This window comes from Salinimonas chungwhensis DSM 16280 (genome assembly GCF_000378185.1).
In the GTDB taxonomy this organism is placed as follows: Bacteria; Pseudomonadota; Gammaproteobacteria; order Enterobacterales; family Alteromonadaceae; genus Alteromonas; species Alteromonas chungwhensis.
Map to the genome: position 1 here is coordinate 128126 of NZ_KB899382.1, position 16755 is coordinate 144880.

12 protein-coding genes are annotated in these 16755 nt (G+C 39.5%); 7 read left to right on the forward strand and 5 right to left on the reverse strand.

Going from position 1 to position 16755, the window contains the following annotated elements:
• The first annotated feature begins 11 nt into the window (after nt 1-11).
• The 4 genes from F458_RS0111980 to F458_RS0112000 all read left to right on the forward strand — a co-directional run bounded on the left by F458_RS0111980 (nt 12) and on the right by F458_RS0112000 (nt 6405).
• Nucleotides 12-386, forward strand: coding sequence for a hypothetical protein (locus F458_RS0111980; RefSeq protein ID WP_018983670.1), 375 nt, complete (start codon nt 12-14; stop codon nt 384-386).
• Nucleotides 387-1026: 640 nt separating this feature from the next.
• Nucleotides 1027-2102 (forward strand): IS3 family transposase gene (locus tag F458_RS0111990; protein ID WP_156824235.1). Its coding sequence is split into 2 segments (ribosomal slippage): nt 1027-1276 and nt 1276-2102, totalling 1077 coding nucleotides; the frame shifts between segments, so codons are not numbered across the junction.
• A gap of 188 nt (nt 2103-2290) precedes the next feature.
• Nucleotides 2291-5197, forward strand: a complete 2907-nt coding sequence (locus F458_RS0111995) for a hypothetical protein (protein WP_018983673.1) — start codon at nt 2291-2293, stop codon at nt 5195-5197.
• Nucleotides 5198-5205: 8 nt separating this feature from the next.
• The gene (locus F458_RS0112000) at nt 5206-6405 is read left to right on the forward strand and encodes a hypothetical protein (RefSeq protein ID WP_018983674.1); all 1200 of its coding nucleotides are present in this window, start codon (nt 5206-5208) and stop codon (nt 6403-6405) included.
• A gap of 512 nt (nt 6406-6917) precedes the next feature.
• Here F458_RS0112000 and F458_RS19510 read toward each other — a convergent pair.
• The 3 genes from F458_RS19510 to F458_RS0112015 are packed head-to-tail and all read right to left on the reverse strand — an operon-like array spanning nt 6918 to nt 10000.
• Nucleotides 6918-8051 carry a patatin-like phospholipase family protein gene (locus tag F458_RS19510; protein WP_018983675.1) on the reverse strand — a complete coding sequence of 378 codons (1134 nt, stop codon included), beginning with the start codon at nt 8049-8051 and terminating at the stop codon, nt 6918-6920.
• The gene (locus tag F458_RS0112010; RefSeq protein ID WP_040610394.1) at nt 8032-9204 is read right to left on the reverse strand and encodes a ComEC/Rec2 family competence protein; all 1173 of its coding nucleotides are present in this window, start codon (nt 9202-9204) and stop codon (nt 8032-8034) included. The genes F458_RS19510 and F458_RS0112010 overlap by 20 nt, the downstream gene beginning before the upstream one ends.
• Nucleotide 9205: 1 nt before the next feature.
• Nucleotides 9206-10000: a hypothetical protein gene (locus F458_RS0112015; protein ID WP_018983677.1), complete on the reverse strand. Its 795-nt coding sequence runs from the start codon at nt 9998-10000 to the stop codon at nt 9206-9208.
• 301 nt (nt 10001-10301) lie between these two features.
• On the opposite strand from F458_RS0112015, the gene F458_RS0112020 reads away from it, so the two are divergent.
• The 3 genes from F458_RS0112020 (at nt 10302) to F458_RS0112035 (ending at nt 14659) form a co-directional block, all read left to right on the forward strand.
• Nucleotides 10302-11270 (forward strand): hypothetical protein, encoded by a 969-nt coding sequence (locus F458_RS0112020; RefSeq protein WP_156824236.1) that lies wholly within the window; start codon nt 10302-10304, stop codon nt 11268-11270.
• 475 nt (nt 11271-11745) lie between these two features.
• Nucleotides 11746-12693 (forward strand): HNH endonuclease, encoded by a 948-nt coding sequence (locus F458_RS0112025; RefSeq protein ID WP_169334839.1) that lies wholly within the window; start codon nt 11746-11748, stop codon nt 12691-12693.
• 679 nt (nt 12694-13372) lie between these two features.
• Nucleotides 13373-14659, forward strand: coding sequence for a tyrosine-type recombinase/integrase (locus tag F458_RS0112035; protein WP_018983680.1), 1287 nt, complete (start codon nt 13373-13375; stop codon nt 14657-14659).
• 236 nt (nt 14660-14895) lie between these two features.
• Here F458_RS0112035 and F458_RS0112040 read toward each other — a convergent pair whose 3' ends face one another.
• A complete protein-coding gene (locus tag F458_RS0112040; RefSeq protein ID WP_018983681.1) occupies nt 14896-15834 on the reverse strand; it encodes an SIR2 family protein in 939 nt (312 codons plus the stop codon).
• Between the two features lie 461 nt (nt 15835-16295).
• A complete protein-coding gene (locus F458_RS0112050; RefSeq protein ID WP_018983683.1) occupies nt 16296-16754 on the reverse strand; it encodes a hypothetical protein in 459 nt (152 codons plus the stop codon).
• Nucleotide 16755: the final 1 nt, after the last annotated feature.

The following is a 16755-nucleotide window of genomic DNA, read 5'->3' on the forward strand; positions in this document are numbered from 1 at the left end:
TGGTAGATAAAATGACTGTACTATTTTTATTAAATTACACCACGACATTGTTTCTTGTATTTATATTCGCGGGGGCGATTGCACCTGAGAACCAATCTACGCGCTTTATTTTTTATACAACTGTTGTTTTAATGGTAACGCTGGTTTGCTGGATATGGGGCAGACACTCAATCATCAAGCGCGGAAATTATATCTATATCCAAACATTTCCTACTTTCACTAAAATTCGCGCAGAAGAGACTGAGAACCTTACCATTATCGAAAAGCATGTATTGGTTAATAAAAAAGATGGAAGTCAGAAGAAATATTATTTTATGTTTGGCCCGTCTGGCGGTATTCATGACTCTGTAACACCATTGATCATTAATCGGATTAAAAGGCTATAATCAACGCTTCCAAACTATCGCGATGAGCATCAAAACCGCCAAGCCTCCCATGCACACCTTTAAAATGGTAAAGGCTTCGGGGCGGTGAAGCGGAAACGTGTCACGTTCATTCCGCTCCCGTAAGTATAATAATAGGACAGTCACTTTTCGCATTTGACTGGACCGACACTCGGACGCCACGCCAGGGTGTGGCGACTTTCGTACAAGCAGCCACAAAAAAACCGACTTACGTCGGCTTATTGTTATCTCTTTTCTTTAGACTTGAAAAGAGTGGTACCAGTGGGCGGACTTGAACCGCCACGCCCGAAGACAACGGATTTTGAAATCTTTGTGTTTATTTTATTTTTTAATTATCAATGAGTTAAAATTTATAAAGCAAGCTTTGCATTTTCTTTGCAAAATGAATTGGCTTTTTATGTCCGACGTGAAGCTTGAGCTGTGATCTGAATCGAAATTAATTTCATGCATTAAAAAACCACATGAACGGTTGGTGCCTTAAAATATAAATTGTTTTTATTTCAGACGCTTAAATCTTTTTCTCCAAAAAAGAACTACGCAGCAGATGGTGACCTCTCCCCCAAGAATAACACCATGACATCGATGAGATTTCCAATAAACTGGAGACAACGGAGATCTCAAAATGAAGAAACGCTACAGCGAAGAACAAATCATCAAGGCCATCAAACAGCATGAGGCTGGTGCGAAGGTGGATGACATCTGCCACGAGATGGGTATCTCATCAGGCACATTTTATAATTGGCGCAGTAAATATGCGGGTCTAGAAGTCAACGAAGCCAAGCGCCTAAAAGAGCTTGAGTCTGAGAACAATAAGCTGAAGAAGATGCTGGCTGACAAGCTCTTAGAAGTGGAAGCGATGAAGGATGTGCTTTCAAAAAAGTGGTAACACCAGCAGCAAGAAAGCCTATCGCCCGTCACCTTATTGATGCGTTTAAGCTCAGTGAACGGGTTGCCTGCAAGCTTGCTGGTGTCAGCCGAACCGCATTCAGATATTTCCACAAGACAAAGCCAGATAGCGCAGTACGCTCGCGTCTGAAGGAATTGGCGTCACAATATCCAAGATATGGATATCTGATGTTACATAGCCTGCTTAAGGGAGAGGGACTTGTCGTTAACCGCAAGCATACGTACCGCCTTTATACTGAAGAGGCGTTACAAGTACGGACAAAGAAGCGCAAGAAGTTGACTCGACCAAGGCAGCCGCTTGAGGTGCCTACAGCGCCAGATCAGCGATGGTCTATGGACTTCGTATCAGATCAGCTTAGTAATGGCAGACGCTTCAGAGTGCTGAACGTGGTGGATGATTACTCCCGCGAGATGGTCGGACAGCTTGTGTCTGTCTCTATCAGCGGGCGTCAGGTTGCACGCTTCCTCAGTCAGCTCATTGAGCAACGAGGAAATCCAGCGAAGGTAATTTGCGACAACGGAACAGAATTCACCAGTAAAGCGATGTTCTTCTGGAGTAAAGAGACAGGTGTTGAACTAGGTTTTATCCAGCCTGGCAAGCCGACACAGAATGCGTTTGTGGAAAGCCTCAACGGCAAGTTCAGAAACGAATGCCTGAATCAGCATTGGTTTAGAACAATGGATGAGGCGCGCTACGAAATAGACCTATGGCGTGAACACTACAATCATGTGCGCCCACATAGCTCACTGAATTACCTGCCGCCTGTTGAGTATGCAAAACGGGCAGCATAATATGAAAAACCTCATCGAGAGATTGGTTCTAATCTCGGGGAAAGGTCAATGGGGCAACCGACCTTGCAAATTTTTAGTAAGAATTTTTTATGGCATGTGTGAAAAAATATACTAAAGTAATTCTATAGTCGGTATCAACCTTTGATGTAAAGAGGGAATTTTAATAATTTTAGACAAGGAATTTCGATATGAAGCCTGTCCCACTTGATTCAAGTCTTTTACTACATCCCCCCACCAGTCCAGAATGCGCCCCATCGATGTTGCAAATGCAACGTGATAGAGATGTGGAATTGCCCTGGCTAGATGTGCTTGATGAATCTCATCAAAAATTAGTCAGAGTCTTATCTCCAAATGAAGTTGAGAAAGATTATTTCAGTCAACAATTTGAGAAGAATAACTTTAAAGAATATTTCGAACGGTCTTGGGTAGATGCAAAAGGGTTTGATGCTGTTTTATACACTGATGGTGAAAAAGCTGTTCCTGTAGCCGTAGAGCTTGCTCAGTCTTTAAGTAGTGATCACAAGAAGGAGTTTAGTGATGATTTTATGATGGCTCAATTAAGTGGTCACTATTATGACCAAATGGAGTCAGGACATGATGCAAAAGTAAAGAGTTTTGACAGTAAGATTTGCGTTAAAGATTTGAGAAGTGGCCGGGTCTATTTACTTCTCAACATGGTTCTTGAGCCCATCGAGTATGAGAACACCGATGATAGTCAAAATAATGCCTATCACGAAGTTTGGAATAAGGTTTATACACTTGTTCAAGTAATGCAGCCGAATGAGTCTGATGCAGAGAATCCTTATGACCTTGATAATTTTAAGGCCCAGTTACCCAGAATGGAAGTCGTGGGAGCCCTACCACATCATATAGTGCAGGAGCATGATAGATTAGAGGCGATTAAAGTTTTTGCTAAAGAAGTAGGAAAGCACACAGGAGCAATTTTTACAGAACAAAAGGTATCGCAGTGGTGGAATGATGATGCTCTTTTCCAAAAAGATAAGATGCGTTATGCAGAGCTGAAAAGCTTGGCTGAAAATTGTAAAACACTTGAACAAGATTTAGCGCAACGTGCAAGTGAACATGGAATGTTTTTATGTATTGAAGATAAGACTATTCGACTGCCATTGAACGCAAAAATTGATGGTGTGCCTATTGAAACACTTAATAAAAAAATGGGAGGTAAGTTATGGGAAAAACAAGCGGAGAACTGGGTCCAAACACTTAAAGCAGGTGAACTTTACCAAGTATCAGAAGGAGAAGCGCGCTGGACGGTGACAATAACAAGAATGCGCACTGTAATAAAAAGAGGTCGCAGTGGTCGAGCCTCTGTGCGCAGAAGGAGATATATCGAGTATCAACCCCGCTCTAAAACTTTATTGGTTTATAGGCCAGTAAGGTTAGGCAATAATCCTATAGAAGATAAAATACACACCTTGAGAATGTTAGGGAAAAAAGTATTTGTAACGGATGCAACAGAAAACGGATATATCACGGATAGCGGAGAATCATTATCTGAAGTGATGCAAGCTTGTGAGGTAAATGATGAATTTAGGAAAAATGCTGTTGTTGTTTTTAGGGACTATGAAGAGCTAGTCACTAGTAAACCGTTAATGTTATCTGCGCGTTTTTATTATAATCCTTTACCTGCGATGTTTGTTACTGACTTCCCACAACTGGCGATAAGAGAAGAGCTTTCATACACTTTGCAATGGAATGGTTGTGAACTGGGACAGCTATTGGAGAGTATTCCGCTTTCGCCAGGTGAGGAGCGCACTGTTAGTGTCTCTACCAAAGCAACTACTGAAAAAAATCGCGCTGTTAACACCGTGTCTTCTCTAATGACCACCAGTGAAGAATCATCTGATTTTACTTCTGAATTTCATAATGAAGTAAGTAAAGAGTACTCAAAAGTGAAAACCAAAACTATGTCAGCTTCAGCGGGTGGTTCGTTTGGTGGTTTTTCAGCTAAAGCAAGCGGTGGGAGCAAAACAACTACTTCTCTAAAAAACTTCTCAAAGACAATGCAAAAAGTGGCCAGGAAGGCGGCACGTAAAGTAAGTTCAAATACTCAGCTAGAAACCAGTGTTGAAACAAAGGAAAGCTCGTATCGAGAAGACAGTAAAAGTGCTTCTTATAAAGTTAAAAACGTCAATGTTGGTGCAACTTTAAATATTATGCTTTACCAAATTAACAATCGTTATTCAGGTGGGTTGTATCTAGATGACTTGAAACTAGTTGTTACGCGTGGGAGGGAGCTGATTTTAGGTACAGGGATTTTTGAGGAGAAAGTATTTGATTTAAATAAGTTAGGAGATGTAATTCAAGAGTTTAGTCCCAGTCAGCTGCCTGTAAAGCTAGGTGAAAAATTCAATCAAAATGATTACTGGAAAGTGTTGTTAACGAGGTTGGTTGATGTACTGAGTCTCGAATATGAACACTTAGATAAATCAAATAAAGAAACTGCCGAATCTGCACTGATACTTGATAAGTATACTTTTTCACAACAACCAAGTAGTAATCAAGGTCAGTCATTTATGGACTGGCTAAACAAAAAGAACGAACAAACCGACTCTGTAGAAGAATTGTATTACGCTGTAGAAGAAGTATTGGAAACGGCGAAGATTAGTATGGTTCCGCTAGTGAGTGACTCGCTGATTGTTGCTAGCAATGGAGTTTATGCAGATTCATTACTAGGGATTGGTAAGGCTACAGAGCAGTATTCTGAAGATATGCGGGCAGCTGAGTTGCTAAAAGCTAAAGCGGAAGCTGCCAGCGTAGTAATCAAAAATAACTACAAGCTTTCGATGGCGAAAAACGTACAGCTAAATGGAAATGGTAGTTTTAAGGTTGAAAATGTTGATGGGAATATAATCACTATATCTGTTAATGAAGACATCCAAGATGTCGAATTAATGCGCGTGAAGCTTGGGGGGGTTGAATTAAATTCCACCATTAAACGTGAGGGTAAATCGAATAGGTATAAAGTGAAAGTCGAGCAAAATGATAACCTAGAATTATCTATTTTAGCTGATTATTCAAGTGCTCTTTATCTAGTGGATAATAATGGGAAGATCATCTCTACTGAAAACTAGGAAGAATTATGACTTATCGTATTCAGAATCTTCCCCTTGAGTGGGAGGGAGATTTTCCGAACTGCAAGTCAACTTCGGATATTTTAGATTTTCCCTCTACCGGTCAGCGATTTATAAGTCTCGTGCCAGTGGAAGATATACAAGAATCAACAAGTGATTTTAAGGGTGAAGTATGGTTGCCAATGGATTTAATAGAAAAATTAAAAGATGTCAACGCTATTGATGAGATCATTGAAGAATATATAACCAGCTGGCAAAGCTGGCATTTGGAATACGCGTCATTTTTACATGAATTACAAGAAGAAAAAGAAAAAGTAATGATGCACTCAGAAAGTGCAAGAAATAAATTGATGCGTATTCAGAGCCAGCTCCTTAAATTCAAAGAGGATACATTGAATATAATAGCCAAGGCAGGAGAGAAATCTAACTCAGCTAAGGCTGACTTTATTGCAGAATTAAATGCATTTAAAACAAAGATATTAGAAGCGGAAATTGCTCGATTCCAGTTAAATATTCTTCCGCCGAAATTAAATGTGAGATTTAAGCGTTTTGGTGTAATTGTCACAAAAAGCGTTAAAGATCATAGAGGTAAACTGCTTCATTTTAAAAATGCTATTGACTTAAGTTGGACGACGCTAAGAGCGAAAAGTAATGAGTTAATGAAAGCCTTATATAAGCACCGAGATGAAGTGAGTAAATTTACAAAAGCGATGAGGAGTGGAGGTAAAATATTCCTGTCAAAAGCATTTAGTGCAGCTCAGGCGATCGATATTGGAATTGATTTACGGGCGTATTACAAGGCCAAGACTGAAGAAGAGAGAGCATCAGCCTTAGATAAGTTACTGCTTTCTTCTGCGGCGCTAGTGCCAGGGCTAGTTGTGGCGGGAGTAACTGCTTCTGTTGGTGTTACCACAGCGTCCGTCGTGGTTGCGGGAGCGGCGGTTACTATAGCGGTTGGAGTCGTATATCTAGTCGCTGAAGATTATTTATTGACTGAGATAAGAGAAACCTCGGTAGGAGAAAATTTTGACTCTGTAGTTCAGAATGCTGCAAAAGGTGCTCGGAAAGCAATTAACGTGCTTCGAGATACAGATTATCAGCAGCTTTTTAAAAATACTCTCAAATCAATAGAGCTAGAAGGGAAAGATATTAAAAATATTCTTGATAATTATCAAGCCGATTTAATTAATATGGTAGGTCCAGCTTGAAGGATATTAAAGAATGCCAATCCAATATAAAGAACACTCTTAGTGACAATTACTCCCGCTGATACTGCACTCAAGCAAAGTATAAGTGATGTGTTAATAACGTTCTGATTTATTTAAGAAGCTAAAAATAATTTTCGCTGTTCGTTCTATAAAATTCATCGCTACACAAAGTTCCATTGTAAACCTCTCCTTATTAGTTTCACTTATAATTGGATAGAGACAAAGGCGTTGAAGCCAATGCGCCATAGTACTCCCATAAGTCCGCTCATTGAGACTTCTTCAATTCTGTATTGGTAGCATGAATGACAGCAGCACCTGCTCTGCGCCAGTCTAGCTTGCGGCGATAGAATGTCGAACGTCCAATACCAACTACCAGGTTAGATCACGCTTATATGTTGTCATTCTCATCCACTTTTTCTGTATATATTAATCTTTATTTTGATAAGGTTGTTTAAGGTATTGATGACCATTAATTAACGATAGATAAAGATGGTTGATTAGCCTATAATTTTTCAAATTTCTATTAATTCATTACACCAACATTTAAGTGCTACATCACACAGAGCACTGCCCCAATCTTGAAGTTCGGTGATAGTTTCATTGTTTAAGGCTTTTAATCTAGTCGGAACTTTGGCTAAGCTTTTCGTTGATACGCTATCTGTTAGAATTGGAGTTATATTTCTTCCGAACTGCTTCTTAGCAGATTCTGTATAGTCATTAATTTTATTTCCTATTCCGAAGTAAGTCCCTTTAAACTTCCCTTCAAAAATGTCCTCGATTAGCTTTCGTTTTCTCAGCGCACGTTGCTGATTTATCATAACTTCGGTCATTCTCGCGGTTTGACTTATCCAATTTGTCTTTGCATTTTCAGATACCTCGAAAGGAGCGCCTGCATCACAACAAATTACATAGTCATATTCTGGTTTCTTACTAGTTTTAGTAATCGCTTCTAACCCTAGGTTGTCATAAAGGCCTCCATCGGTAAGTACCATTTTCGATAACATTGATTTGTTATCATTGTGTGTACTGTATTTTGTTTTTATCCAATTACTAGGATTTAGTTGCAAATTCACGGGTGATAAAACAGGCGGGAATGCGCTACTAATGCCAACGGCCTTGCTCAGAGGAATGTCATCTTTTTCATTGTAGCCTAACCTCCAGTCTGAGATGTATTTTTGACTTAGACGGACACTGGCACCGGTTTGAAAATTTGTACCATAAAAAATGAAAAGTGGCGCACTCTCAAAAGAATTTATACCTTTTAATGTGAAACCTTCGTATAGCTTCTTATCATATGCCCTAGCTACTTTGTCACCGATTGACTCCCTGAATGAAATCAACCCACCTAATACCGACCTCATGTCGATAGATGTCATACAAAAACGCTGTAAAGGGTCTTCTATTTTTTCATGAAAATTAAGTGCGACACCGTGTTCATTAAAATTGAGGTATCCCCAATTTTTTGCCAGCAATGCAGATGTTATGCTGCCACCGGAGACGCTCGTTATCGTACTTACGCGCGAAAGCAAACCCATAGCGTTTAATTGTTTCAATGCACCTAGAGTAAATACTGTCGCTCGATATCCGCCTCCTGACAATGCGAGAGCTATCTTTAAGTCATTCTTGTCAGATACAGGTTTTGGCATCGCTATCTCCGGTTGGATTGTATTCATCTAGACAATATGTGGTTTCGCACTGTGGGCCCAATCGCGAGAGGGTTCCGTCAAAAAATAAATTTCCACTCGTTGATACCTTTAAGGCTTTAATTCCATCGGTTGTCAGTACTATATCTCCTGATACAAAACCAGCATTTAGCGTTTCTTTACCTGTTGGCATCGTATTGCAAGACTCTGATCCTAGGTCTGTTTGATATAACGCTTTGAATCTATTGATTCTAGGACATTGAGATAGAGACGAGCCAGAAAGGGATGTTACTTTAGGGACATCTTCAATCAGAGGTGAAAGAACATCTCTTCTTGGATGTCTGTATTTACAGTTTGGATTTCCAACACTTACGATACCCACTTCAGGTTTTACAAGCGACACATACCTAAGTGGGGTACTGCTTTCGCTGCCATGGTGTGCAATGTGCATTGCGTCCAGCCCGTTTTCAGCAGTAATTAATTTTTCGTTAAGTAGCGTTTTCGCAACAAATGTTTGAACATCGACTTGAGTTGTCTCGTGCCCACTGCAGCGTTCGGTACCTCCTCCAAGGTCACCGTCTATCAGATATTGAAAATTTTTATAGTTAATAAATAAAACGATTGAACGGTCATTTTCATCATTTACGTCGACCTGTGTCCCATCAAGTAGACGTCCATTCGCAGCGATAACATGCATTGTAGCGCCGTCGCCAAGAGATACTACAAGGCCAACAGGTATGGTTCTAACTTTGCCTGCCAATGTTTTTGATGCGGGTTCATACCAATTTCTGTTGATTAGACTGGAGTCTAACTCTGGTCCATCAGGCTCGAAATTCGCGACTCGAACATTGATATTGGCATCAATCATATCTTTGTAACCATAATAATGGTCTTTATGTCTATGACTAAGGATGGCGTAATCAATTTGCTTTTTTCCGGACAAGGCCGAGTGTAAATAGAGGACAAGAGCGATGTCACCGAACTTTACACCGAAATCGTAGAGGACTGATGTACCATCGGGACCGATTATGAGAGTAGAACCTCCCTGTCCGGTATTTATGTAGTGTATTTGCAAAGGTTCCATTGCAAAGGTGGGAGTTAGGCTTAATATTGTAAGTGATAAAAATAACCTACACACCATAAGTTTTGAGATCACTCTAGCGTTCCTCTTCAATATCAGGCTTCCTTTGTTCAACAGAACTGGGCTTTTTGTAAGAGGAATTCAGATTCAATTTTGCAGCAACTTCATCGACAGTCTTTTCAAGTGCTCCATAAACAACTTTTACAGCTAGCCCTACTAGAAAAGCTATCGTGTAGTCATCTATAAGGGATTCATCTTTTAGTTTTATTGTGAAGAGGTAGGGAATTATTCCGCCTAATACGGTGCCGAGTAGTACTCTTGACTTCCAGCCCCCGTAATAATTGTAGTTAAACACTCGGTCTGCAGATAAATCAGAAAATTTCTTAATTAAGAAGACACAACTACCTAGGCCCCCCCAAAAAAAAGGAGCTAAAGGAGAAAGGAAGTATACCTGGATTAGCTGAAGCCAGTCTCGCTCCGTATCAGTAGCTATTGGTTCATTGGCCAACTGAATTTCTAATATAAGGTTCGATAAAGCCAAAACGAGAAATAAAGCGCAAGCCCACCGGATTGGTGTGGCATAGCGCATAGTCCTATATTTATAAGAATCAATCAGGGTACTTCCCGTAACCGGCTTTGTGAGTTGACATAAAAGTGTATACGCCTGAATCACGCTCTCCGGTGATGGAGAGGAAGAAATTTTAACTACAACATCCTCGTTATCTTCATTTTCATCTTCTTTCGCGGATTCAACGAAGTTATCAAGAGGTGAAGATATCTCTGCAGGCAAAACGATTGCCGATTCAGCAGCATATTTGAGCAGTGCTCGAACTTCTTGCGTGGGAATTAGGTAGGTACTTTCTTTAAACATATATGCCTTCTCCATGATTTAAAAGGCGTATACTACGAGACGACAAAGCGGTGCGTTTTCCTTAGCCTGTAGACTAACTTTTGTACAAAAAAAAGTAAATGTAAAGTAAATATCGAAAATATTCTATCTCAGGTAATAACACTCAGGTACATGAATTGATTTGTAAACCTGAGTCGAAATATTGCCACGGTTAACTCATCTGTTGCATATGAAAAGAAAAAATACAATATGCGCTAAACGCTAGACTATTCAATGCGATACAAGTAATCTAGACGAAAATAATTATTCATTAGTATATGTTTTGTACACTTTTCTCTCTCAATTACCATTACCAACCATTGAATATTCAAGAGATAACAATCCTAATAATGGAAGCGATGCTGAGACAATGGCAGCTTCTAAAATAGTTCAAGCGACAAGAGGAGAAATTAGATGGGCATCAAGGGAAGAGGATAGCAAGAAAAAGGATCTTTATCTTTCTAGTCAGCATCCTTGGTATCCCACAGATAGACTGGAAATAAGTATTCAGGTCAAATCCGGACCTTCAAATGGAAGACTTATAGAAAATGGATTTAGATTAAAAAAGCAAGCGTACAAAGATTTAATAATTAAAAAAGATCCAACATGTCTATTATGGGTTGACTACGATACTGGTAGAACGTATTGGACTTATGTTCATCCTAGCAGCGATCTAGACTCCCATAATGAATTTAGCAATATTCACCTTGTTAGCCCTGCGACTATATATGACTTGGCAAGGTGTGCTGCAAGACACAAAGGTGAGCATAAAAGGGATGGTAGAGGAGTAAACATCAGCTCAAAAGATATAGATAAGAACTTATTAATAATAAGAGCAAAAGAAGCTATTCAGCGGTTTAAATATGAAGGTCAGCTATTTTGTCCTGTCTTGGGATGTATTGAATTTACAAGGACTAGTTGGCGACACATGTTCAGAGCTTCTAGAAAAAAGGCGAATAGAGAAAGTAGCTTAAGAGTGATCCCTCATTTGGCCGCGTTGCTGTCTCAAATTCCATCTACACATTTCATATCTGAGTACGAATTTGAAGAAAATAGAGATATGATAACTCGTTCCTTAAACCATATTATCAAATACACTAAGGCCTCTCAAAATAATAGACAAATTTCTGTAGTAATCAAAGTACAGGAGGATGTAAGGTATCCAGTTAATTGGCGAGAGCGAACTTTATTATCTCAGCTCGTAGAAAGAAAGCTTACTCTTATTAGTTGTTATACTAAAACGGAACAGTAGATTGGAACCTGGGACGATCGCTACTTGCAATCTCTGCCACTCCTCTAACTTTCGTTAAGAGCACTGGCATTCCTCTTCAAAGAAGAGGTGCGGCACAGTATGCCGTCCCATTGGTTGTTATACTATCAGACATATAATCTATTCAAAAGACATTTTTTGACCAAATCGTAACTGTTTCGATATCGAAAAAGAACTTGGATTTTACCTTACCGGCCTTGACCACAGCACGTCATACAAATTAAAAAACTAATAATAAAGTTAATAAACGCTGCCATCAGTTAGAGGCTAGCATCATATTTTAAAATGACTGGCCATTTTGAATATGAAAGCAAGGTTTTCATGGTAACCTTGAGCTAGTGTGATTGTCGGCCTATTTTATTGCTTAGATAGCTGGTCCCATAACGCATTTAGATTTTTGCTTTAAGGCGATTTCCACACTTTATGATCAATGTTAACAAGGTTATTGAGAGTAAATATGGACTTTATTACCAAATTTAGCGAAGAACTTGAAAATCCAGATACTCGGTACTTCATTTTTGATACAAAGGGAAGCGGTATTAAGCATGATGACGCGGACTTTATAAAATATTCATGGCGAACGAATATGTACGGACAGGTGCGACCTGGTGATATTTTCATCTATCGTCGACCTGGCAAAGCCTCAGAAACTAAGCAGTTTTACTTTTTTGGAGCGGGTCGAATTGATGCTATATCGCCTGCCAATGGCTCTGATGTCGACGATGAGACGCGCGTAAACGGTTCCATCACTAAGCCGTTTCCGTTCGAAACATTTCTGCATCAAGCCGATCTTGACCATTTCAACTGGCATTTTAAATCCCGGAAACATGGCTCTTGGGAGCATTTTTTTAACCAATACGGGATGAACCGTATTGATAAGCGTGACTTTGTTCAACTGATAACGCTTTCTCAGAAACATCTAGATTATGATTATGATGTTGAAATGGCGACATCGACCTCACAAGCTATGCAGCGTGGTAACTATCATGCTGATGATGAAGTAAGTTTCGCCAAACGTCGCACTAAACAAAGCGTGTTCTCTAATAATGTGAAAAATCTCTACGGTAATCAATGCGCACTTTGTAAGTTGAAAACGAAGGCGCTGCTGACAGGCTCACACATTGTTCCATGGTCTGCCAGAAAAGATATCAGACTGGATCCCGCGAACGGGATATCACTATGCGTCATGCATGATAAGTTGTTTGATGCTGGATACATAACCCTAAGTTCGAAATTAACTGTTATCGTTTCTGAGTCTGTCAAAGAAGATCCCGTATTAGCTAAAATTGCTGGTGAAATTGAGGGTAAAACTCTAAACAAGCCCAAAAACTTTGCTCCAAAAGCGGAATATTTACATTATCATCGTGCCGTAGTTTTCGAGAAATTTTTGAATAAGACGATGTGACAATAAATGAAAAATTAACTTAGTACAGCGTGCATCATGCATGAATACTTATTTTCGTTTTCAGTGATCGCTACGTATAATAGGAAGATTTTTAAAATACAAGGCATGTTGATTAGAGTTGTATAGCGGAACTACGCTCTACTAAGCCGAGTGTCGAATGTATATTCGATATGTGATCTTGAGCTTGCTGAAGTTGCTCTATGGCTGTTTCCAAAGATACTACTACATCTAAAATGGAGACCTTAAAACAATCTTTTTCTGGGTCTGTTAGGCCCATAAGATTAGATAGTATAACTTCGGTCCTATCAATAAAAATATTTGCTTTTAACCTGTCATCCATAGTTTTTAAATTTTTTCAACTCTTTGTATTCAGAGTATAGCCGTTATTCAGGCAAGAGTATGCTGACCCTCTGGCTAGTTTTTCATAATTAGCAAGAATAGTATTTTAGTCGTTCCATGCGACGGCTGATAATTTTCGCAACAAGTTAATTAAATACTGTGAAATTTTTATGCTCTTAAAGAGAGCACTACTATAATTGCGCATATTGCTAAAGTGGTAGGCCATGTTAATGCATATTAACGTGACATATTATTTTCTCCAAAGAAACAGATAGATATTTGTAGTTAGCCGTTTATACTCGTCGTAAGCGCAGTATTTATTCTTTGCAAACGGACAGCTATGGCAACTCAACTTGCTCGACATAACGTTGATGACTCCCTCTATGTATTTCTCCAAGACAACAGCAAAAAGTGGTATGCACGCTTTCAGCTATTTGGGACTTGGTATTGCAAATCAACGAAACAGGTAGATAAAGATGAAGCTATCGCGGCAGCGCGCTTGCTGCGTATGGAATGGAAGATAAAGGCGGAGACAGGTACTCTAACAAAGAGTAAGCGGTTTCGTGATGTCGCGAACCTCGCCATTACCAATATGGAACATGCGTTGTTGCACGGTGGTGGAAAAGTTAGCTACAAGGACTACATCGGCGCGCTGAAGCGCTATCACATCCCATTCTTTGACAGAACCTATGTCACATCGATAGACCAGCAAAAGATAAAAGAATTTGAAATCTGGCGGATCAAAAAAGCCGGTCGGCTACTTAACAAGTCAACGCTGCTTAATCACAATGCCGCATTGCAGATGGTCTTCAAGGAAGCCGTTGAAAAGCAATGGATGTTAGCAGTTCAGGTGCCGGTGCTCAGTGCCACAGGAGAGCGGGGCGCCAGAAGAGCGGCTTTCACACGTGAGGAATACGAGCAGGTATTAGAAACTATAGAGTCGATGCGAGATAACAGTCGAAAAGATAAGACTCGTCAGATCCGTGAACTGTTGCTGGATTACTCGGAAGTTGTGGTTAATACCGGTATTCGCCCTGGTACCGAGATGGAAGAACTGACCTGGGGTGACATTGAGATGGCACGAAAGGACCACCAAGTCATCTTCAAAATCAAAATCCGCAAGGGCAAGACAACGAGGTATACCGGTACAAGAACAGTCGTATGTAAAGATGATATAGTATATCCGCTCATGGAGCTTCGAGATCGATTTCCTAATCGAAAGCCCAATGACAAACTGTTCCGGCTTGCCGATGGGAGTACAACACGAGAATTGGGACGCACGTTTAGCGCTGCACTTGATGAATGTGAATTAAAAAGTAGTACTGATGGTCAGAGGTCGCTATATTCATTACGACATACCTATATCACCTGGCAATTGCTCAGCCGTCAACTTCGAATTGATGTTCTGGCAAGACAATGCGGAACGAGTACCGCAATGATTGAGCAACACTATAGTCACATTGTTCCAAGCATGTTTGAAGAAGAGCTATCTGGCGTTGTATTCGACAAACAGACCGCTCAAAAGAAAAGTAAACGAGCATTAGCTCGTGAGCAGAAAACTAAAGATGTGTTAGCCAAACGCTTTTCAGAATGGGAGGCGGAATATAATAGGCGAGGCTGTATTTAGATTGGTAGTAAGGTAAACTGAAGTTGACTGATAGTCATTTTGACTCATGTACTAAAAAGTCGAGGCCTAACCTGACAGGCAACATTACTCGGTATAAAGGCCATCACTACCGCGAAAAAAGTAGTCTGCAAAAGACAAAGAGCGGACGGGTTTTTTGTCAGTTATTGCAATCCCTAGGCCCAATGAGACGACTTTAAACTTGATTGTATTCAGAGTTTAAAAAACGCTTTAAGAAATTAACCATTAGACACTCTTTTATGCAAAGTGGTAATGTGCTCCTTCAAAACATCAATGTCGACTTCTGATAAAAAGCTGCTTAAGAGCACAATTGGTTTCCTACTATCAAGCGGTCCCACTCTTTCCTCTATGGACATATTTGGGATTGTATAAATTGCCGGTGATTCGCTACCATCCAAAATCAGCAGGCTTTTTCGCGGCTCATAGGCGAAGTCCAGGATCAGTTTCGATAAGGCAACATCGGAGAATCCAAATCCTGAAACAACCAGTACATCTATCTTATCAAGAAACTGATATAGACCTTTTTGCAAAGAAATATTGATGTCTTTAAAATATGACTCGGTCTTAGTGATTGAGCCTCTTAGCATCCAGGGGGCATAACAAGGAGTATAAGCAGTATCGTCAACTAGGATTCTAGAGAACGCCGCATCTAACGGATGAATTAGTTCATTATGTTTACCAACGATGTAATTATCTGCCAGAAGCGGATTGTCGCATAGAAACCAGTTGATAGAGCCATGCAATTTTATCAGGTTGGGTTTACGGGATTTAAAAAATCTAAACCGATAACCAACCTCCCATCTATCTCCATTGCTAGCTCGTACTTTTCTGCTGCTGAATCCATCATCTAGATTTAAACCGAGATTTGCGGCAATGTTTTCGATGTTTTGATCATAGTTAGTCGTTAGTATGTGAAACTTTTTGTTTTTGTTGCGAAGGCATATTAAGATTTTGGAAAATGCTTCATATCCATCTGGCTCAGGAATGTAGCGGATTTTATTTGCAATGCCCCAGCCAATGAACTCTTGTGTGGCCACGAGTTTCTCATGAAAAATTTCTGACTCGTAAAATTGGTAGGGGATATTAATTTTTTTTATCTTTTCACTAATATTCTTAACTTTTATAAAGTGATTCACGAACGGATCGTTGTCTTTCATAATCACATGATTAGATAATTTACTTATCAGTCCTGAGAGGTCCTCATAGTTCGGTTCAGGGGTCCAAATTTTTAATTTTTTAAGATTGTTAATAAAATTTTGTACTGATCGACCGTTTTTTTTATCTGAGGTTTTAATTTTTTAAATCGATTTTCCACATGCACTTGAACATGCGGAGGGCAATGTTTTAAATTATATTCACTTGACCAAACAGGGGATAAATTATACGTACGTGGCCGCATTCGGTCTAAATCATTCGTCGGAAAATCCCAAAAATTATCTACCAAGTAGAAATCATCATTTAAAATAGAGTTTGTGAGTGAAGTTACGGAAGGTTGACCAGAGGGAAAAGAACACCCTGAACCTAGAAAAAATCCGACGATCATATCCTTCTCCGTTGTTTTCAAAAAGGTGTTATGTTTCAGCTGAATTAATTACCTTAGCATCTTGACGAAAAACACCTATGGGGAAGTAATTGAGTCCACGAATTTTTTTAATTTATGAATCGTATAATCGTCTATATTTTTGGTAAGGTGAATGGTGAAATCTTCGAGTGTAGTAGGCATTCCTCTAGCCATAAAAGGGATATCATTTGCGTCACTGGCGATAATAAGAATTGGCTTTTTTAAAGCGACAGCATAACCTAACTCAATGAGTGCACTACTAGCGACCTTTTTTGGGTAGAATAAAAGAAATCCTGAACAATTCGTAATTTTTTTTAGATCCTCTATTACTGAATCCTCGGGAGAGTCAAATCCATTATTTTTTTTCACTTCGATTGCAGCACAATATGTTTTTAATTGCGTATTTTTCAATAGCTGATTTTGAACTCTTTCTAGTATAAATGTTAATTGGTCTAGTTCCACATCCGAAAAAGAAGAAACTGGTGATGAAATAAAAATCTCATTTTCATTTTTCATT